This window comes from Ferroplasma sp. (assembly GCF_037442045.1).
Lineage (GTDB): Archaea > Thermoplasmatota > Thermoplasmata > Thermoplasmatales > Thermoplasmataceae > Ferroplasma.
In genome coordinates, this window is the sequence record NZ_JBBIRC010000001.1 from 1 (window position 1) to 18,948 (window position 18,948).

Consider the following 18,948-nt stretch of genomic DNA (forward strand, 5'->3'; position numbering starts at 1 on the left):
TGCAGGTGCCGGGATTTGAACCCGAGTCGAAAGCTTGGAAGGCTTCCGTGCTACCAGGCTACACCACACCTGCTCAATTCCTGATTACAAATGCATTTATTTATTTTTCTATTTTTGCTTTATAATTTAGAATGATTATATTTATAATTAATATTCCCCTATAAATTTTATTTCCTTATGTGTTGTAACTCTTGAAGTTTCATTAATGTAAAGGTTATATACTGAATTAACAGGTGGAATGTTGGTAAGATTAAAGTATACGTATCCAGGTAAACTGGTATAATTATATTTTATAGGTGCACCATTTTCAGATATAGTGATATTTGTAATTTTGTATTTATAGTCTGTTAAATACCGTAATTCATAAGGACCGTGGGTTGATACAAGCTCGTATTCTTTATTGGTCTCATTTAATTTCTCCCAGTTGCCGTCGTGTAAGTATTCAAGATCTATTACTTCAGGTCCGGCAGCGACATGAAGCGGTGGGTTTAATGCTATTATCCAGAATACAAACCATGTAACTATAAGTTCAAGGTAAACTAACATTTTATGGGATATCCTCTTTGGCATTACTATTTTGAATAGTTTAACCAGATTTTTTAAGAAGTATATTACTGCTATAATCAAAATTATTGCAAGATACCAGTAACCATAGATTTCTAATTCCCCGGATAAAAGACCGACCAATGCGCCAGTTATGAATATAAGTATTATAGCTTTAGCTCTTTCACGTTCATACAATAAATATTCTCGTTTATCGAACTTTGGTTCCTCGAATAACGGTTCGTCATTTTTCTTAGGATTCACCATGGCTTTACCTGTTATCCGTTAATGAAAACAACATATTTATTGGTTTCGCATTTCTTATTATTCCAGAAGCAATAAGAACACCAGAAGCACCCAAATCCATGGATATGTCTATATCTTTCCTTGTTTTGACTCCAGCACCAACAAGAAATTTTGTTTTTCCACTGCACAGTTTGGATGCCTGTTCTATTATTTCAGGTTTAGATGTGGATACAGATACATTGCCGCCAATAAGTTCCGGTGGCTCGTATGCTATATATGATGGCTCCAGTATTGAATATTTTTTTACTTCATCAAGGTTTTCAACGCATAGAACTATTTCAAAATCAAGCGCTTTTGATTTTTTAACGGTTTCTTCTATAACTGAACTTTGTATCCTTCTTTCTGAATGATTCAATAGTGAACCATGTATTCCAATGTCCTTTAATGATTCTATGGAAATTGACCCGGTAAATGCACCATAACTGTTAGAATCCACATGCTGTGAAAATATTTTCAGGGAAGGGAATGTTTTTTGAAGCCTGAGATCAGTTGCAGCGATGCAGTAATAAAGACCTTTCTGATTATTTATGGTGCCAAACTCTGATAAAAGCTTTTCAGAATTATATCCGATAGCATTATTATAATGCTTAAAATTTATAAATATTTCTGGTTCCATAATTCAATAATACATAGATGCATATAATATTTTAATAATTTTAATTTTATAGGCATTCTTCTTTTAGTATTAAATTTAATGAGCCCTCCATGCAGCAACCGTTGCTTTTTTAATATTTAACAAAAATTTCATTTTTCAATATTATTATAAATACATATATAATAATCAGTAATGCTTATATAATATGTATTGATGTGGAAAATATGATAACAACAATAAGCAATGAGATAATACCCGATAAATGGTATAATGTAGTTCCGGACCTTCCAGAACCGCTTGCACCGCCAAGAGATTCAAAAAGTGATGTTTCATCCATAAATTTGCTTAATAAAATATTGCCAAAGGAGGTTTTAAAACAGGAATTTACATTTAGAAGATATGAAAAAATACCTGATGAGGTTATGGAGCAATATGAGCAGATTGGTAGGCCAACTCCACTGGTAAGAGCAAAAAACCTTGAAAAGGCACTGGATTATCATGGCAAAATATACTATAAATATGAAGGCGCAACAGTTACAGGTTCACATAAAATAAATACTGCTATACCACAGGCCTATTATGCCATGAAAGAGGGGGTCAATGGAGTTACAACAGAAACTGGAGCAGGGCAATGGGGATCTGCCACTGCACTTGCAGCATCATTGTACGGGCTTCCAGCTCAGATCTTCATGGTAAAAATCAGTTTTGAACAGAAACCTTTGAGAAAAACAGTAATGAACCTGTACAATGGAAATGTAGTTGCCAGCCCTTCAACATTAACAGCTTATGGAAGAAAGATATTAAAAGAAAACCCTGATACGCCGGGAACTTTAGGGATTGGAATCAGTGAAGCAGTAGAATATGCTCTTGACCATGATTACAGATATATGGTGGCCAGCGTAATGAATGTTGCACTTACACACCAGAGCGTAATAGGGCAGGAAACAAAAAAACAGCTTGAAATTCTTGGTGAACATGCTGATGTATTGATAGGATGTGTTGGCGGAGGAAGCAACTTCGGGGGTTTTGCATTTCCATTTATTCCTGATGGAGATGATACAGAAATTATAGCCACAACAGCACAGGAAGTTCCAAAATTTTCAAAGGGCGATTACAAATACGATTTAATGGACTCTGCTGGAATACTTCCTGAAGTCAGAATGTATTCTCTTGGTGCTGATTTTGTCCCACCGACGATTTATGCAGGAGGCTTAAGGTACCATGGTGCGTCTCCATCATTATCCCTTCTCATCAGCAAAGGCAGAATAAAAAGCGATGAAGTTACCGAAACCCAGGTAAAAGAAGCACTGAAATTGTTTGCCAATACACAGGGAATTATAGCTGCTCCTGAATCGGGACATGCAATTGCAACCATGATCAGTTATGTAAAGGCACATAAAAATGAGAAAAAAACCATAGTTGTGAATGTCAGTGGGCATGGTTATCTTGACCTTTCAATATTTGGGGAAAAGAAATGAAAAATCTAATACCGTATTTTACTCTTGGCTTTCCAGATAACGAGAAATTAACCCGCTTTCTTGACATAATTCCAGTAGACAAAATAAATTATATAGAGTTTGGATTTCCATCAAATGATCCGAGATACGATGGGCCAGTAATAAGAAAAACGCACATGGTCGGAAATAAAAATTTTTCTGATGAAGTTTATAAAAAATATTTTGAATATTTTCATAAAAACAATATAAAAATGTATTCTTTATCCTATTATTCAGATATAAAAGATCATTTTGATGAATTTATTGATTACCTGCAGAAAAGAAATTTTTCTGGCATAATAATTCCTGACCTTATCATAGATTATTTCAGTGAAGGAAAAGAAATAATCAATAAATTAACAGATCGAGGTTTTGAGTACATACCATTCTTCTCGCCATCTACGCCTGATTCTATAATAAAAGACATATCTTCTATTACATATTCCTGGATTTACTATGGCCTGCAGCCATCCACTGGTATAGATATACCATATGAACTGGACTACACCACTGAGAGAATAAATGATCTCCTTCCAGGGAGAGAAATAACCTATGGTTTTGGGATTAAAACCGATAATGATATTAAAGAGCTTATGAAAAATGGAGGATCGGGCGTTGCTATTGGAACATATCTTGAAAAAATGATCGAGGCAAACGATGAATCGGGATTTTTAGAGTATATAAATAAAATGAGGGGTGTTCTTGATGAATGATATGAATTATACTGCCGTAAAAAGGGATGTTATAAATGCAAGAAATACCATGTATGAACTGATTGATAAGCCAGATTCAGATAAAATTGAATTCCTTACAGAGCTCCATAATAGAGGAGAATCGCCGCAGGAAATTGCTGGATTTGCAATGGCGTTACGGGAAATGTCTAAAATAAATTTAAAGTTGCATGGATTAACAGATATTGTGGGCACCGGCGGGGATGGAAAAAATACTGTAAATGTAAGCACCGGAGCCAGCATACTTCTGGCATCAATGGGAATAAAAACCGCAAAGCACGGAAATTTCGGTATTACCGGACATCATGGCAGCGCAGATTTCATGAAATATATGGATTATAATTTTAAAATGAGTGAAAATGAAATACTTGAAAATATTAAAAGGAAAAGGTATGTTTATATTCTGGCCCCAGAATATAACAGCAGTTTTGCAAAATTTTTATCGGCGCGGAAACAAATAAATTTCAGAACTGTTTTTAATATACTTGGTCCATTGACAAATCCTTTGAATCCTGATAATGTTGTACTTGGAACGTACAGTGAAGACCTTGCAAATCTATATGCACAGGTTATAATGGAAGAGGGAAAGAAAGGTTTTGTTGTTCATGGTTCAGATGGCATGGATGAAATATCGCTTTCCAGTAAAAGTATATTATACAGTGTTGATAAAAAAATTGAAAAGAATATAGTGGATCCTGAAAAAATTACAGGGGGCATTGTAGAAATTGAGAGAATTTCCACAGAAGATTCTGTTAAAAGTTTTGAATTGCTGCTTTCGGGTTTGTCAGGCAAAAACAGTTATATAAAGAAATTTATTGCGATTAATGCAGCTCCTGCTGTGATTTTAAATGGGATGGCGAACAGTATTGAGGAGGCATATGATCTTTCCATTAACTATATTGAAAACGGAAAGGCCATTGCAAAATTAAGGGAGGTGTGCCAATGAAAGTGAAAATATGTGGCATTACAAATATTGAGGATGCTGACTACGCTATTAAGCTGGGTGCTGATTTTATAGGAGTAATCCTTGATCCTAAGGTGATAAGGCATGGGAATCAGAAACTTATAAAAGAAATAAAAATGAAACATCCTGATACTCTGGTCACAGGTGTATATACATCTATGCCCGAACACAGAGGCTACGAGGATTATATGCAGCTCCATTTCAACCATTCCATTGAAGATGTTTATTTTGCGAAAAAAACATTTCAAAAAAATATTATCTCTGTTATAGATTTTCATGAAAGCTATATAACTGACAAAATAAAATTGTATTTAAATTCAGGTTCCGATTACGTTCTTTTAGAAGATCGAACAGGCATTACCAATAGAAAAAATGAATTGATAAATATTTCTATGGAAAAGGTTGGAATAGCTGGAAAAATAGACAGCAATAATGTATTAAATCTTATGGAAACGGATCCTGACCTTATAGATGTGAGCAGTTCGCTGGAAGAATACCCGGGAAAAAAATCTTTTAAAAAAATGGATGAATTTTTCAGTAAAATTGGTGAGAAACGTGTTATTAGACAAAATTAAAGATCTAAAAAATAAAAACTTCGCTTATTTTTGCAAATTTGATGATACCAGAGTAAATGGAATAGAAAAACTGTATGTTTCCGATCAGGAACCGGTGAATGTATACAGCAATGCTATTGACCATATGAATAATGAATTTAACAGAAAGCTTGAAGATGGAATAACTATTCCTTTAATAGTGCCATATGATTTTATCGATGATATTTATCTGGATATAAAAATAAAGAGATCGTCATGGCCAGAGCTCTCTTATATAATACCGAATGAGGAATTTAATGGGAAGTATACAAGGAAGAAAAGCCATTCAACCGTTTTAAATAATGGTATTAAAGATAATGCGCTGGAAGCAAAAATAAGTGATGCAGTTGAACGAATTAAAAAGGGCGATTTACTTCAAATAGTACTGTCAAAAAGATTTAACCTTGAAAAATATGATACTTTATCTGCAGTGAAAAGGTTTCTAATAAGCGATAAATCACTTTATGTTTATTATTATAAGTTCGGTGACCTGGAAATAGCAGGGAGTTCACCGGAAAACCTTTTATCCATAGAAAATGGCATAATTACCATATATCCAGTTGCAGGAACAAGAAAAAGGGGTTCTTCTGAAATTGAGGATGCATTTCTTGAAAATGATTTAAAAAATGATGAAAAAGAACTTCTGGAACACAGAATGCTTGTGGACCTCGCAAGAAATGATATCGGCAGGATCTGCATCCCCGGATCTGTCAGTGTTAAAAATTCCATGGAGATACGGAAATTTGCCAGTGTAATGCATATAGTCAGCACCGTTTCAGGTGAACTCAAGGATTACATGCCAGGTGATGTTTTAAAATCAGTATTTCCGGCTGGAACAGTAAGCGGTGCACCAAAGAAAAAGGCAATAGCATTGATAAATGAATATGAAAGCTCACCAAGAGGAGCTTATGCAGGTGCACTTGGAGTAGTAAGCGAGGGAAGAATGGATTTTGCACTGCTCATACGAAGTTTATTCAAAACATCTGAGGAAAATTATACACAGGCTGGAGCAGGAATAGTAAAGGATTCAGTTCCATCAAATGAAATTCAGGAAATTTATTCAAAAATTTTAACAGCAACAGGTGATTTATATGAAAAGGATATTAATAATTGATAATTTCGATTCATTTGTTTACAATATATACCAGTATATTGCTTCATCTGAAGTACATGTAGATGTAAAAGCAAATAATGATCTGAATAATGCTGAAGGCTATGATGGGTATATAATATCACCTGGGCCTGGAAATCCAGAAAGGCAGGAAGATCGTGGGAATTTATATGAATTTATAGATAGAAACAGATCGGCAAAATTCCTTGGAGTATGTTTTGGAAATCAGATCCTTGGCTATTATCTTGGTTCAAGCATAGTACTGTCAAAAAGGCTGATGCACGGCCAGCCAGATATTATAGTTCATGGTGATTCTCCTCTATACAGAAATGTGCCTGAGAAGTTTACTGCAATAAGATACCATTCTCTTGTTCTTAATGGAACAAAAAATATTGTAGTTGATGCCTACTCACAGAATGATAAAGAGATTATGGGATTCCATTCGAAGGATGGAAATTTATTTGGTGTACAGTACCATCCTGAAAGCTATTATTCAGAATATGGCAAAATTATCTTTAAAAATTTTATTGATGCCCTATGATAGTTAACGAAATATACAAAAATAATGATAAAAGAGAAATTCTCAAATCTAATATGAGAGAGAGGGAAATAATAAGCTTAAAGGAAGCCCTTGCAAAAAATAAAAATGGCCCGGGAATAATAGGGGAGTATAAAAGAAAATCTCCATCAGGATTCAGAAATAAATCTAACACTGATATAGTTAAATACTTTGATGCTATAAAGGAAATCATCGCTGGAATCAGTATTTTAACGGAGCCTCAATACTTTGGTGGAAACCCGTTAGATGCCATTGCCGTGCAATGCTATAACAAACCAATCCTCATTAAGGATTTCATTTCCAGTAATGAAATGATCGATTCATCCTATATGGCTGGAGGTGATGCATATCTACTCATATGCGATTTCCTTGATTACGATAAAATTAAAAACATGGTACAATATGGCAAAAAACTTGGAATGGAAGCTCTGGTTGAAGTACATGATAAGAATAGCATTAAAAATATATTTCCAGATGAAAATGTGATCCTGGGATATAACAGAAGAAACCTGAAAACACTTAAAATGGATGATAACTCTCTGGAACTGTATGACAGGCTCAAATCATATGGATTGCCTCTGGTACTTGAAAGTGGAATAACATCAGAAAATATAGGCAGGCTTCACATAGAAAAATATCAGGGCCTGCTTATCGGTTCCTCCCTGCTGTCTGGCGATATAATAAGGTGGTAAAATGAGGGATATTAAAATAAATGATGAGATTACTCTTGGAGATAATAAATTCCTGATGATTGCGGGGCCCTGCTCTGTGGAAAGTGAGGAACAGATCATCAGCGTTGCCATGGATTTAAGAAAAATTGGTGTTAACGTTCTCAGAGGTGGTGCATTCAAGCCAAGAACATGCCCGGATTCATTCCAGGGTCTTGGAGAAGAGGGATTAAAATTACTTTCAAAAGCAAAGGAAGTTACTGGTATGGCAATTATTACTGAGGTTATGGATGGTGATGAGCTCCCACTTGTAGAAAAATATGCAGATATTATTCAAATTGGTTCGAGGAATTCACAGAATTTTTCCCTTCTAAAGAAAATAAGCAAACAAAATAAGCCCATGCTTTTAAAAAGAGGATTTGGAAATACAGTGGATGAATTGATAGGGGCAGCAAAATATTTATCAATGAACGGGAATAAAAATGTTATATTCTCCGAAAGGGGGATAAGGACGTTTGAACATTCAACAAGATTCACACTGGATATTTCAGCTATTCCGGTGCTACACGAAAGAACAGATTATCCTGTTATAATAGACCCGAGCCATGCGGCTGGATTAAATAGATACGTAGAGCCACTTGCACTTGGCGGGACTGCGTCCGGCGCTGATGGTCTGATAATAGAAGTGCACCCGGACCCGCCCAGTGCACTCAGCGATTCCGCACAGCAACTTACAGTTCCACAATTTAAGGATCTTTATTTAAAAGTACAAAAAATCAACAATATTTTTGGGAAAACTATGGTTTAGGTTATAATTATAAATTATCCTTTCATTACTGCAACAGGAATGAGTTTTGCAACTGGCTTTGCTATTTTAGCGCCATATACAACTTTTATTACTTCATCAATATCTTTGTAGCTCTCAGGTGATTCCTCTATTATTGCTTTTTTTGTTGCGGCACGGAGGTATATGCCCTGTGATTTCAATTCCATTTCAACTCCTTCTGATGTGAATTGCTCATTTGCCCTTTTTCTGCTTAAAACCCTCCCTGCGCCGTGGCATGAGCTGGAAAAGGTTATTTCTTCATTGCCTGGCAAACCCACCATAACATATGATGGCCCTCCCATATTTCCAGGTATTATAACTGGATGCCCGGTCACATTGAAATAGCCTTCTAGGGCATGGGCAGGCATGGCCCTTGTAGCCCCTTTCCTGTGAACCATTAACTTTTTTTTATTGCCATTTACATTATGAGTTTCCACCTTTGCCATATTGTGTGCCAGGCTGTATACGGTTTCTATCCCCATGTTTTCGAATTCTGAGCCAAAGATTTTCTCAAAGGACTTTCTGATTTTATACGTAATAATCTGCCTGTTTACAAAGCCAAAATTTGCTGCCGCATTCATTGCATTTATATAATCTTCCCCGATTTTACTATGTATATATGCCGATATTAGTTGTTTATCATCTTCATTTTTTACGCTATCGCTATCTTCATTCAGGCGCATAAGATAATCAGTAGCCACCTGATGCCCCAACCCTCTTGAACCGGTATGCACCATTACTGCAAGTTTTTTGCTGCTCATTCCAAATTTCTCTGCTGTACTTTGATCCATTAATGCATCTACTCTATCTATTTCCAGGAAATGGTTTCCAGCACCAAGTGTACCAAGCTCATTTTTACCCCTTCTGGCAGCCTTTTCACTTACATTAGATATATTTGAAGGCATTTTTCCATTTTCCTCTGTTCTTTCCAGATCTTTTTTGGTTGCAAAACCCTTATTATATGCCCATTCAATGCCTGATGCCATTATTTCGTTTTCATCATCTTCATTAATCCTGAAACTGGATTTATTGTCTATTCCGGCAGGTACATTTTTATATATTTCATCAAGCAGCAATTTTATTTTGCCTTTTGCTTCAGAATAATCAATATCAGTCATTATAAGTGATACACCACAGTTTATATCATACCCAACACCGCCTGGAGAAATTATTCCAGTGTCATAATCAAATGCAGCCACACCTCCTATTGGAAATCCATAGCCAAGATGAATATCTGGCATTGCCATGGAGCTTTTAACTATACCAGGCAAAGATGCAACATGCATTACCTGTTTTACTGGTTCATCATCTGTAAAATTTGAAAGAAGTTTATCATTGATATAAATTGTTCCTGGAACTTTCATATTCCCGGTAACTGGAATTTCATACTGATATTCGCTGATTTTCTTAATTGGCAACATTTGTTCTAAATTGCATGGTTGGACATAACTGTTTTCCTGAGAATTTAAATGCAAATAAGAAAAATTAATAAAATAGTTAAGTAATTAGGGCTAAATGGCAAAAATTTTTAACATTAAAAACTTTGACGAAAGAAAACAGTTCGAGATAAAACTTCAGATTGCACTGCTTAACAACACATTAAAAATTAAAGCCAATTCTAAAAACCCCGAAAAATATGATGAATATATTCAGGAACGCATTGAAAAAATGCGTGAAATTCTTGATACCACTGCAAAATTCAAAGTAATGGATGGGGATAAAACTCTGTATAGTTCAGAAGTTATAGGAGAACTCTGAATAAATCAATTTAAAAAATAATATATAAGTCCTTGTTATTTGTTATCATGAATAATTACTCAATTTTTAAAGAAATCATGGAAAACATAGAAACTCTTGACCGCCACATGACCATAATTAAAACTCTGCTAAGGGAACAGCCGCTTGGAATAATTAAAATGTCACAGCAGACAGGGATTCCGGAACATAAAATTAGATACTCTTTGCGTATTCTTGAACATACTGGAATTATAGAAGCTTCCCGTGAAGGTGCCATTCTTACATCTGATTTCATTGCAAATAAGGATCAGATACTGCAGGCTGCAAGGGAGAGCTCTGCCAGAATTGAGAGAATATATAAAGAATTGAAGGATATTCTGGAGTCGCCATGATGTTAAGGAGAAAAAAGCCGGCAGAAGATTATTACGTGAGAAGAGCTGTTCCAGCAGATGCCAGGGGAATAATAGAGTGTATGCAAAGCGTTATGGATGAAAAAATATATCTTGTCAGTGAATATTATTTGCTTACTGAAAGAGGGGAGCAGGAAAGGCTAAAAAATCGTGATGACCTTACCCTTATTTGCGAAGTGAGTGAAAGAATAGTTGGAGTGACAACAATACAGAGAGGTATGTACAAAAAAAACAGGCATACTGCATCCCTTGGAATTGCAATAAAAAAAGAATATCGCCATATGAATATGGGAAGCAGGATGATTAAAGAGGCGATTTCCTGGTCAAAACAACAGGGTATCGAGAAAATTAATCTGGAAGTGTTTTCCAGCAATACCAATGCAATAAAGGCTTACAGGAATATTGGCTTTCAGTATGAGGGTGTAAGAAAAAATCAGTTTCTTATTGGAGATAAATATGCTGATGATGTATTAATGACATATTTTACTTCAGAGTGGAATGAAGAATAACGTCTGACATAAAGCTTTAAATTCATTCTATTTATTAGCAATTAACATGCGCATGCTGAAAATCCGTAATATACTGTTCAGGGAGCTCCTTATATTCGTAGGTTTTACTGTGCTTTTATTCGTTTTATATAAATTTGTTCCAGAATCAATAATAAGAAATGATTTTCCAGGAACCAGCATAAATGTTCTTGGGCTGCATAGAAATTATTTTTTCCAGTATTTTTATTTCCTGTATGCTCTGGTTACAGGACGTGTAGGCTATGTACATAGCCTGATTTACTCTGGTTCGGTAACAGGAGCTATATCATTGTTATTTCCTGAAACAGTTGTTTTTTTGATTCTTACTTTTGCCATATCATATGAAGCCTCGTATATGATAGGATTCCATACAGGTACTGCATTCAAAACTGTGAAAAAATTGAGCATGAATATATTTCCACTTTTATTTTTATATCTTGGGGCTGGCCTTACTCTCCTTACCGTTTTTTCAGGATTGCTTGGCTGGTTCCCTTTCAGTGGCGTACTATCCAGCAGTTCTCTAGCTGAAAGCTGGATTTCCTATACGGGCAGGGATTTGTTTATCAGCTCACCAACAGATATAATAATAATTGATGGCATCATTCATAATTCCCCTGGAATACTCATTGATTATTTCAAACATATAGCTCTTCCTTTCCTGGCACTTTTCATACCAACCACAATATACCTGAGCGTATACATAAGCCATGAAACTTCTATTGAATATAATAAAAACTATATCAGATCCGGCATAACAAGAGATGCGTTCAGGGATAACTACACGGCATACATAAAAAGAGGGATAAAACCACGAATTCTGGAGGAGATAAAACCTGTATTTCTTATATTCATGGGTGGCATGGTCCTTGTTAGCTTTATATTTTCATATATGAATCTGGGCGAATTTACTGTATATTCATTCCTGAATTATGATTTTGGCTTTATGGGGGGAGTCTACAGCCTATTTATGCTCGCGCTTATAATAATAGTGTTTGATGCCATTGTGGATATAATCAATGTGGGGGCAAAAAATGAAAATTAACACAGGGCGCATGCTTGCAGTAATCAGTTCTGTAATTATTGCACTTTATCTGCTTGCATTCATTCTTGATCTTGTTGACCCGGGATATCTTGGTGTTCGCAGTCTGAGCAACCTGCTGATTTTCAGGAAAGGGCCTTCAATAATTCCGGCACCGCCTGTGCTTTCAAATGGCTGGAATGACTATATGGGCACTACATACTATGGCATATTGCTGTTTCCTGCCCTGCTTGGTTCACTGAAATTTGACTTCACAGTTATGTTTGTGTCACTTGCTATTTCGGCTTCAGTAGGAATTCTTATCGGCGGGTCTGCTGCAATTATTGGAAGAGGTTACAAAAAAATTATAGTTTATATTATGAAAATATTTTCCAGTGCGCCATATATACTTATCATGCTTCTTATTCTTTACATAGTAAGGCCACTGGAAACGGGCATTATTATTGCAATTTCAACTGGATGGTTTCCCTTTTATGTTTTGAGGTCTTTAAACATTTTTGAAACTAAATTAAAAAATAGAGAAAATTACAGCAATAAAAGATTATTATTGAATTTTTTGCCTTATTTTTTTACTGACATTGGTGCGATTACCGGGGTGGTTACAATAATAACCTATTTCGGTTTCTACTTCCGTAATCCTCTGGTCATCGATATAGGAAACATAATGTACCTTGATGGAAATGTGAATATCTTTCTTCTGTCTGGCGTATGGTGGATAGTGATTTTTCCACTTGCTTTTATAACTGTATTTATTTCTTTTACTGCTCTTTTAAGTTACGAACTGGGAGGGAAAGATGATGCAAGAATATGAAAATAGTGACAGTTTATTATTATTCAATGATTTCTGTATTGAATCCGGAAAAAATGGTGGTATAAAAAATTTAAATCTGGAAATTAAATCAAACTGTGATGTATTGCTGTATTCTGGAGAAGTAGATATATCCAAAATAACCGGCATATTTACATTTAATATATTTAATGATATTAAATTTTCTGGAAAACTACTTCACAAAGGGAGAGATATAATTGAGCTGGTCAATAAAATAAAAAAATTCAAAGTTAATGGCAACAGGATAGGCATACTAACTCGATTGATAGATGATATATTTCCATTACCTGCGGACCCTTTAGAACTTTTGGATCCAGATTTAACTATTTCCGAACAGATACTTGGTTTTATTCCATACAGGACAAGAATTGAAGTTTTGAATGGAATAATAAGAAGGGAAATGATTAAACTCACTGAAATAAAGGAAATTATAAAAGAATTTGATTCTGCAGATGATAAGAAGACATACGTGCTGAAAAAATCGATGGATTTTGGCATTTTACAGATTTACAGGAATATTTATGATATTCTTGATTCAGCGTCAGAAAACAGGGAAGATTTGATGGTTTCCTCTATAATTGCTGAAAAGAGTGGAGTCAATCTTGCTGATATAGTAGTTCTGAGAAATTATTACAGATACAGGATAGAATTTGACCTTTTACAGGGTGAGATTAACAGAAATAATATAGAAGAAAAAGATAATTCCAAACTTTATAAAAAACTTGCGGCCATTAAAAAAGAAACAAAAAGAACTTTTGACTTCACCGGGTTTAAACTTACAAGGCATTACAGTGAAAATATATTAAAAAATGAAATTCTTGCGCTTGTTAAAAACTACATGGAACTTATGGGCATTTCATTTAATCCTGATAACCTGGAAAGAGTTGCCGGCAACAGTAATATTTCTGATATTTATGGGATTCTGACATGTATTTCATTTCTTACAGACAAAAAGATGATGGTTATTGACCTATCGGGTTATTCTTCAGAGGCCATGAATATTATAGAATATATAAAAAGATTAAAATCTGTACAGAATATGGCATGCCTTTACATTTGCACAAACAAAGATATGTCAGAGAACAAAAATAAAATATTTGACAGGGTTATTTTTGCCTGAATATTACAGTGAAATTCTGTTGAATAAAACAATTCCATAACTGTTGACAGCGCCATAACCTGGAATTATGTAGTCCTGCATGTACAATTTCATTGTAATTGATCTTGATGCATTTATATACATATAAGTGCCATTCAAAAGTGAACTGACATTTCTGATATTTGTTTCATTATAATTTGCAGCAAGTTTTGATAAATTGTTATTTAATTCATTCATTAAAACAGATTGACTCCTGTTGCTTATATTATAAAGATAATAACTGAATCCATTATTATAGGAATAAGTGTAATTCATGGTATTTCCCAGCTCATTATAATATAGTGATAAATTCGTAGTTTCTGGAATTGTAGTTTCATACACTGGCATTAGATTTGCGCCTGCTTTTTCGTACTGCTGCATAAAGGAAACTGGCACAACTTCTATTGGAAATGTAATGTTGCCTGTACCTGCCATTTTCTCCAGATTGGTTTCAAATTCCGATAGATTTAGCCCGGAAACCAGAGGCGTTGTGAATAATGGTATTACCAGTGGTTTATATCTGTATGTAAGTACAGATGGGGTAACTGTAAGATTAAATTTATTTATCTCAGTTTTATTGCTTATGAAGGATTTCCACAGTTCCATGGCTTTTGTGGTATTGTGGCCTGGATATGCATACCAGAAGGCTTCTCTTACAGTTATATTGGAAAACAGGTTTTTGGGAAGGTTAGCACCTGCCACATATTTATCCAGGGCAGATATGTTGACATTTGAATTGAAATCATACATAACAGAAAGATTGTATGTATCATTGTAAGGTTTTACACCAGTGATATATGAAATATATGGATATGTTTCCGGGAAAAGTGCAATCTGAGATGTATTAAATCTCATATCCTGGTAGATTGAAGAAATCTGGCTCTTATATGTGATTGTAACGGAATTAATTGTTGGAACACTGTAATTGGAGGTTCCTTTAAAATAAGGATTCCTTACAAGTGTAATATAATGCCCCGGAATATAAGATGCAACCTCGTAGGGGCCATCAGCAAATGTACTGTTCATTACATAATTATTGCTGCGATTTTCAAAATATTTAAATCCTGATTGCGAAAATGTTAGATTTTCCCCCATGGATTTCAGGTATGATGCTGATGAAATAAATGTGCCGGGAGATGATAAAATGTTGAATACGGTATCGGAATTTATATTTTCTGTAAAGTTAAGAGTTATTGTGTTTGTTGTATTGCTGTATGTAATGGCTTTCATTATGTTCGTATAATTCATGGTGTCATGGTAATTCCCTGGAAGCAGGTACTGTGCAAGGATCCATCCTGGAGTTTGCGGCTCCTTATTTTCCAGCATGATGTCCATTAAAAGTGAATAATAAACATCATATGCTGTGACGGGCTTGCCATTCTGGAATTTAACATTATTGCTTATATTAAAAGTATAGTTATTTCCATTAATGCCATTGCCTTTAGCTGGCAGAGATGATGCTATTTCCGGGAAATAACTAGAATTGCCTTTTCCAATAAGAAGCTGCTCTGTATTGTAAAGTATTTCCAGATCTGCTCTTGAATATGCTTCTTGCGGGTTTAAATTCGTATATGGAGTTAAACTATCCATCACAATTGAATCACTTACTGTATTGATGTAAACTTTGGCATGTGGATTCACAGGAATGTCCATATAGTAATATGTTGTATAATTTTCAGTTCCATTTCCAGTAACTATTGCTAATTTCAGGGTATAATAGCCAGAAAAAAGGGTCAAATTGTAATCTACGCCAGAAACTGTAACGTTCATTGTCCTGTTCAGAGTCCCGTTTGTATAGATATAAAGCATCTGACTTAATATCTTGAATGTTGAATTTGCTGGGCATCCCGAATTGCTGGTGTTTATGTTTGCAGTTGTATTTCCAAAAAATATATTTGAACTTGAAATCACCGGTGGACTGGATGTTTTCATAATTGTAATCATTCCGTTAGATGTTCTGTTTCCATTACTTAAACTTTCAACATATACAGGTATATATATATTGAAATTTTTTGAACCGGATGTAAAATTTGCTTTATAATATATATAGTAAATTCCAGGGCTTGAATATAAATGACTTATTGTTACTGTATTACTGGTATAATTTAAAATCGTTTGGTTGTTGTCTCCCCAGTAAACTGTAAGTGTTTTATATGGCTCATTTGCTTTTAATGATAGTGTATAATTATCGCCTGCATAAAGATAATTTGGAGCGGTATTTACAGATACATCTGGCGATATTTGTGTTGTGTGCAAAGCAGAGAGAACTATAAAAGATGAAAGTAGAAGTATTAAAACTATTATAACAGCATACCATTTTTTCCTGGTTGACCTTGGATTTTTCGGATATGTTTCTGGATCTGGCATGCCTGAATTCATATTTTGATAATATAAAAGCAAATAATTAATGTTTTCTAAAATAATAATGCTTTACGAAAAATAATATAAATGATTGTAGTATATTACTTAATGACTGTAAAAGCTGTTGTTATGGCTGGGGGAAAAGGAACTAGACTTCGGCCAATAACATATTCTATTCCAAAGCCAGTAGTTCCTATAGCTGGCAAACCATGTATGCTTTATTTGCTTGATTCTTATTATAGTGCTGGAATAAAAGATATTATAGTAACTACTGGATATAAATTTAGTTCTCTTATAACCAGCATAATCGAAAATAAACATAATGACCAGGCGATTCTATTTTCTGTAGAGGAAGAACCTGCGGGTACAGCAGGAAGCGTAAAAATGGTTTCCAATTTTCTGGATGATACTTTTGTAGTTGGTAGTGGAGACATACTCTCAGATTTTAATATTGCTGAAATACTGGATTTTCATAGAAAAAATAAGGCAATGATCACAATAGTTTTGACGGAAGTGGATGACCCATCCCAGTTCGGCATAGTTGAAATGGAAAACAATAAAATTGTGAGATTTCTGGAAAAACCTGGAAAAGATGAAACATTCTCAAATATAGCAAGTACCGGAATCTACGTTATTGAGCCTGAAATCCTTGATTATATTAATGATATTCCCTATGATTTTGCCAGAGACCTCTTTCCAAACTTAATGAAGAACAATATAGATATATATGGTTATATGGGAAAGGGGGTATGGCTGGATACCGGTAGACCCAATGATCTTATAACGGCCAACCAGATCATGGTAGAAAAGTATGGAAAATCTTATGAGGATGATTTCATAAAGGGCAAAAATATAATTCTTGATCTGACTGGCATTCATGATGCTACAATTGAGAAATGTTACATAGGAAAAAATATTAAAATTATTGATGGAGTTAAAATAAAAAATTCTGCTGTATATGACAATACAGTTCTTGAAAATAATGTAGAAATAATCAACTCACTATTAATGAGTAATGTAACTGTAAAGCCAAACACAAAAATTAAAAATTCAGTAATAATGAAAAATTGCGTAATTGGAGAAGATTCAGAAATTATTGACAGCATAATTGCACCGGATATGGATATTAGAGGAAAATCAAGAATTTACAATGTTTCTCTTGCTTCTAAGGTTCTAGGAGATGAAATATAATAAGAAGATATATTGCAATAAGTATGATTGCAGCTAATATAGATATATAAATGAGCCGCTTATCATTGCCAAATATTATTGGTATCGGCCCGATCATAAGAAAACCTCCCATATGTGATTCTTTATGAGTTTTCTCAGAATCATAATCCTGATCTTGTTCATTAGTTTCCCTGTATTTTTTATTTAATTCTTCTGGTATTGAAATAAATAACAGGATCATGCCGAAAAAAATTAGCATGAATGGAATTATTGCAAGTGGGCTGCTGCTAAGTATAAATGGAATAAATAGAAATAAGCCTGCTTTTACAAGCCTATCAAAAGCCATTACAATTAAAATTAAAGCTCCAGATAAAATTAAAAGAATTCCAGTATACCGTATATTCATCTTTAATTAAAGGAACCCGGCCTTCTGCAAAATCAGAAGGTCTTCAGTGGTAAGCTGTTCACCAGCCTTAAATTTCTCATAAAGTTCTGTTGCTCTGTCCTGAAGTTCTGATTCCTTTTCCTTCCTTTTTGTAACTCTGCTCTTGTTCCTTATGGAAAATATTGCCTTTTCCATATCCTTCAATTCAGTCTTTGTCTTTATGAAAGCTGCATGTTCGGCTTCAGATTCCTGGCTGTATTTAATGAAAAGCTCGTGGTTTTCATCTGCTTCTTTCCGGACCTCGTCGAGCTTTTGGAGTTCATCATTAATCTCATCACTTAACTGGGAAATTCTGGTCGAAATTTCCTCTATATTCTTTTTATATTCCTCGCCAGTAGTCCTCTCCTGGTTGATATTTTCTGTGAGATTCTTTATATCATCATTTTTAAGAAGTTCCTCATCACGAAGTGTTTTTGATTTCTTTATTTCATTGTTTAATCTTCTAATGTCAACAATAAGCTTGTTTTCTTCTTCTTTTTTTAATTCTGTGGTTTGCTGCCTCTTTTCAAGATATTGTAGTTCCTTTTCCTTTACCCTGATATCTTTAAGGTCTATTCCAGTACCGAGCTTTGCTTTGTATTCACGTAATTGCTTTTTCAATTCAGAGAGAGCCTTATAATGAACTTCCTTTTCATCCCTAAGTCCCTTAATTTTCTCAATCAACTCGTTCTTTTCAGCGATTTTTTCCTTTGCATGCTCTCTCATTTCGTGAGTTTTCTGATTTAATTCATCACGAATTCTGGCATATTTTTGGGCTTCTGCATTAGCTTCATCTCGCTTTTTAATATGGAGTTCTACTTCATCTCTGATTGCCTCTTTTTTCGTCTCAAAATCTTCTAAAAGGTCCGTCATGCTAACACTTCGATGTCTTATTTCAGATAATGCGTTGGAATTAGTAAT

The 18,948-nt window shown here is 34.5% G+C and carries 21 protein-coding genes and 1 tRNA gene; 15 read left to right on the forward strand and 7 right to left on the reverse strand.

What is annotated here, in order from left to right; all coding sequences use genetic code 11:
* The 3 genes from WKI77_RS00005 to tpiA form a co-directional block, all read right to left on the reverse strand.
* Positions 1-73, reverse strand: a tRNA-Gly gene (locus WKI77_RS00005).
* 74 nt (positions 74-147) lie between these two features.
* Complete coding sequence (locus tag WKI77_RS00010; RefSeq protein ID WP_337859783.1) at positions 148-810, reverse strand: hypothetical protein; 663 nt, start codon at positions 808-810, stop codon at positions 148-150.
* A 4-nt stretch (positions 811-814) separates the two neighbouring features.
* Complete coding sequence (tpiA, locus tag WKI77_RS00015) at positions 815-1,465, reverse strand: triose-phosphate isomerase (protein WP_337859784.1); 651 nt, start codon at positions 1,463-1,465, stop codon at positions 815-817.
* A gap of 203 nt (positions 1,466-1,668) precedes the next feature.
* Between tpiA and WKI77_RS00020 the strand changes: the two genes are divergently transcribed.
* The 8 genes from WKI77_RS00020 to aroF are packed head-to-tail and all read left to right on the forward strand — an operon-like array spanning position 1,669 to position 8,374.
* Positions 1,669-2,922: a TrpB-like pyridoxal phosphate-dependent enzyme gene (locus WKI77_RS00020; protein ID WP_337859785.1), complete on the forward strand. Its 1,254-nt coding sequence runs from the start codon at positions 1,669-1,671 to the stop codon at positions 2,920-2,922.
* Positions 2,919-3,653, forward strand: coding sequence for a tryptophan synthase subunit alpha (locus WKI77_RS00025; protein WP_337859786.1), 735 nt, complete (start codon positions 2,919-2,921; stop codon positions 3,651-3,653). The genes WKI77_RS00020 and WKI77_RS00025 overlap by 4 nt, the downstream gene beginning before the upstream one ends.
* Positions 3,646-4,617 carry an anthranilate phosphoribosyltransferase gene (gene trpD, locus WKI77_RS00030; RefSeq protein ID WP_337859787.1) on the forward strand — a complete coding sequence of 324 codons (972 nt, stop codon included), beginning with the start codon at positions 3,646-3,648 and terminating at the stop codon, positions 4,615-4,617. Before WKI77_RS00025 ends, trpD begins: the two co-directional genes overlap by 8 nt.
* Entirely contained in the window at positions 4,614-5,210 is a 597-nt protein-coding gene (locus WKI77_RS00035) for a phosphoribosylanthranilate isomerase (protein WP_337859788.1), read from the forward strand. The genes trpD and WKI77_RS00035 overlap by 4 nt, the downstream gene beginning before the upstream one ends.
* Positions 5,191-6,342 (forward strand): anthranilate synthase component I family protein, encoded by a 1,152-nt coding sequence (locus tag WKI77_RS00040; RefSeq protein ID WP_337859789.1) that lies wholly within the window; start codon positions 5,191-5,193, stop codon positions 6,340-6,342. Before WKI77_RS00035 ends, WKI77_RS00040 begins: the two co-directional genes overlap by 20 nt.
* The gene (locus WKI77_RS00045) at positions 6,320-6,880 is read left to right on the forward strand and encodes an aminodeoxychorismate/anthranilate synthase component II (RefSeq protein WP_337859790.1); all 561 of its coding nucleotides are present in this window, start codon (positions 6,320-6,322) and stop codon (positions 6,878-6,880) included. The genes WKI77_RS00040 and WKI77_RS00045 overlap by 23 nt, the downstream gene beginning before the upstream one ends.
* The gene (locus WKI77_RS00050; protein ID WP_337859791.1) at positions 6,877-7,590 is read left to right on the forward strand and encodes an indole-3-glycerol-phosphate synthase; all 714 of its coding nucleotides are present in this window, start codon (positions 6,877-6,879) and stop codon (positions 7,588-7,590) included. Before WKI77_RS00045 ends, WKI77_RS00050 begins: the two co-directional genes overlap by 4 nt.
* A gap of 1 nt (position 7,591) precedes the next feature.
* Positions 7,592-8,374: a 3-deoxy-7-phosphoheptulonate synthase gene (aroF, locus tag WKI77_RS00055; protein ID WP_337859792.1), complete on the forward strand. Its 783-nt coding sequence runs from the start codon at positions 7,592-7,594 to the stop codon at positions 8,372-8,374.
* Positions 8,375-8,388: 14 nt separating this feature from the next.
* On the opposite strand, the gene WKI77_RS00060 is transcribed toward aroF, so the two are convergent.
* A complete protein-coding gene (locus WKI77_RS00060; protein ID WP_337859793.1) occupies positions 8,389-9,813 on the reverse strand; it encodes an RtcB family protein in 1,425 nt (474 codons plus the stop codon).
* A 94-nt stretch (positions 9,814-9,907) separates the two neighbouring features.
* On the opposite strand from WKI77_RS00060, the gene WKI77_RS00065 reads away from it, so the two are divergent.
* Genes WKI77_RS00065 through WKI77_RS00090 form a run of 6 tightly spaced genes read left to right on the forward strand, consistent with a single transcriptional unit; the run spans position 9,908 to position 14,054 of the window.
* Positions 9,908-10,150, forward strand: coding sequence for a hypothetical protein (locus tag WKI77_RS00065; protein ID WP_337859794.1), 243 nt, complete (start codon positions 9,908-9,910; stop codon positions 10,148-10,150).
* Positions 10,151-10,197: 47 nt separating this feature from the next.
* The gene (locus WKI77_RS00070) at positions 10,198-10,521 is read left to right on the forward strand and encodes a transcriptional regulator (RefSeq protein WP_337859795.1); all 324 of its coding nucleotides are present in this window, start codon (positions 10,198-10,200) and stop codon (positions 10,519-10,521) included.
* A complete protein-coding gene (locus tag WKI77_RS00075) occupies positions 10,518-11,048 on the forward strand; it encodes a GNAT family N-acetyltransferase (protein WP_337859796.1) in 531 nt (176 codons plus the stop codon). The genes WKI77_RS00070 and WKI77_RS00075 overlap by 4 nt, the downstream gene beginning before the upstream one ends.
* A 52-nt stretch (positions 11,049-11,100) precedes the next feature.
* Positions 11,101-12,108 (forward strand): hypothetical protein, encoded by a 1,008-nt coding sequence (locus WKI77_RS00080; protein WP_337859797.1) that lies wholly within the window; start codon positions 11,101-11,103, stop codon positions 12,106-12,108.
* On the forward strand, positions 12,098-12,916 hold the full coding sequence (locus tag WKI77_RS00085; RefSeq protein WP_337859798.1) for a hypothetical protein: 819 nt from the start codon (positions 12,098-12,100) through the stop codon (positions 12,914-12,916). Before WKI77_RS00080 ends, WKI77_RS00085 begins: the two co-directional genes overlap by 11 nt.
* Complete coding sequence (locus tag WKI77_RS00090) at positions 12,900-14,054, forward strand: hypothetical protein (RefSeq protein WP_337859799.1); 1,155 nt, start codon at positions 12,900-12,902, stop codon at positions 14,052-14,054. The genes WKI77_RS00085 and WKI77_RS00090 overlap by 17 nt, the downstream gene beginning before the upstream one ends.
* Positions 14,055-14,057: 3 nt before the next feature.
* Here WKI77_RS00090 and WKI77_RS00095 read toward each other — a convergent pair whose 3' ends face one another.
* Positions 14,058-16,451, reverse strand: a complete 2,394-nt coding sequence (locus tag WKI77_RS00095; RefSeq protein ID WP_337859800.1) for an ABC transporter substrate-binding protein — start codon at positions 16,449-16,451, stop codon at positions 14,058-14,060.
* Positions 16,452-16,520: 69 nt separating this feature from the next.
* Here WKI77_RS00095 and WKI77_RS00100 point away from each other — a divergent pair, with 69 nt between their 5' ends.
* Positions 16,521-17,624, forward strand: coding sequence for an NDP-sugar synthase (locus WKI77_RS00100; RefSeq protein WP_337859801.1), 1,104 nt, complete (start codon positions 16,521-16,523; stop codon positions 17,622-17,624).
* Here WKI77_RS00100 and WKI77_RS00105 read toward each other — a convergent pair.
* A complete protein-coding gene (locus tag WKI77_RS00105; protein ID WP_337859802.1) occupies positions 17,599-18,009 on the reverse strand; it encodes a DUF131 domain-containing protein in 411 nt (136 codons plus the stop codon). The genes WKI77_RS00100 and WKI77_RS00105 overlap by 26 nt on opposite strands.
* Positions 18,010-18,015: 6 nt before the next feature.
* Positions 18,016-18,900, reverse strand: coding sequence for a phosphoserine phosphatase (locus WKI77_RS00110; RefSeq protein ID WP_337859803.1), 885 nt, complete (start codon positions 18,898-18,900; stop codon positions 18,016-18,018).
* Positions 18,901-18,948: the final 48 nt, after the last annotated feature.

Excerpts from the sequence above, each read along its gene's own strand:
- WKI77_RS00090 (WP_337859799.1), top strand. The coding sequence starts at position 12,900 with ATGATGCAAGAATATGAAAATAGTGACAGTTTATTATTATTCAATGAT.
- WKI77_RS00020 (WP_337859785.1), top strand. The coding sequence starts at position 1,669 with ATGATAACAACAATAAGCAATGAGATAATACCCGATAAATGGTATAAT.
- tpiA (WP_337859784.1), bottom strand. The coding sequence starts at position 1,465 with ATGGAACCAGAAATATTTATAAATTTTAAGCATTATAATAATGCTATC.
- WKI77_RS00095 (WP_337859800.1), bottom strand. The coding sequence starts at position 16,451 with ATGAATTCAGGCATGCCAGATCCAGAAACATATCCGAAAAATCCAAGG.
- WKI77_RS00075 (WP_337859796.1), top strand. The coding sequence starts at position 10,518 with ATGATGTTAAGGAGAAAAAAGCCGGCAGAAGATTATTACGTGAGAAGA.
- WKI77_RS00100 (WP_337859801.1), top strand. The coding sequence starts at position 16,521 with ATGATTGTAGTATATTACTTAATGACTGTAAAAGCTGTTGTTATGGCT.
- WKI77_RS00070 (WP_337859795.1), top strand. The coding sequence starts at position 10,198 with ATGAATAATTACTCAATTTTTAAAGAAATCATGGAAAACATAGAAACT.
- WKI77_RS00085 (WP_337859798.1), top strand. The coding sequence starts at position 12,098 with ATGAAAATTAACACAGGGCGCATGCTTGCAGTAATCAGTTCTGTAATT.
- aroF (WP_337859792.1), top strand. The coding sequence starts at position 7,592 with ATGAGGGATATTAAAATAAATGATGAGATTACTCTTGGAGATAATAAA.
- WKI77_RS00110 (WP_337859803.1), bottom strand. The coding sequence starts at position 18,900 with ATGACGGACCTTTTAGAAGATTTTGAGACGAAAAAAGAGGCAATCAGA.
- WKI77_RS00035 (WP_337859788.1), top strand. The coding sequence starts at position 4,614 with ATGAAAGTGAAAATATGTGGCATTACAAATATTGAGGATGCTGACTAC.
- WKI77_RS00050 (WP_337859791.1), top strand. The coding sequence starts at position 6,877 with ATGATAGTTAACGAAATATACAAAAATAATGATAAAAGAGAAATTCTC.
- WKI77_RS00065 (WP_337859794.1), top strand. The coding sequence starts at position 9,908 with ATGGCAAAAATTTTTAACATTAAAAACTTTGACGAAAGAAAACAGTTC.
- WKI77_RS00080 (WP_337859797.1), top strand. The coding sequence starts at position 11,101 with ATGCTGAAAATCCGTAATATACTGTTCAGGGAGCTCCTTATATTCGTA.
- WKI77_RS00060 (WP_337859793.1), bottom strand. The coding sequence starts at position 9,813 with ATGTTGCCAATTAAGAAAATCAGCGAATATCAGTATGAAATTCCAGTT.
- WKI77_RS00010 (WP_337859783.1), bottom strand. The coding sequence starts at position 810 with ATGGTGAATCCTAAGAAAAATGACGAACCGTTATTCGAGGAACCAAAG.
- WKI77_RS00105 (WP_337859802.1), bottom strand. The coding sequence starts at position 18,009 with ATGAATATACGGTATACTGGAATTCTTTTAATTTTATCTGGAGCTTTA.
- trpD (WP_337859787.1), top strand. The coding sequence starts at position 3,646 with ATGAATGATATGAATTATACTGCCGTAAAAAGGGATGTTATAAATGCA.
- WKI77_RS00045 (WP_337859790.1), top strand. The coding sequence starts at position 6,320 with ATGAAAAGGATATTAATAATTGATAATTTCGATTCATTTGTTTACAAT.
- WKI77_RS00025 (WP_337859786.1), top strand. The coding sequence starts at position 2,919 with ATGAAAAATCTAATACCGTATTTTACTCTTGGCTTTCCAGATAACGAG.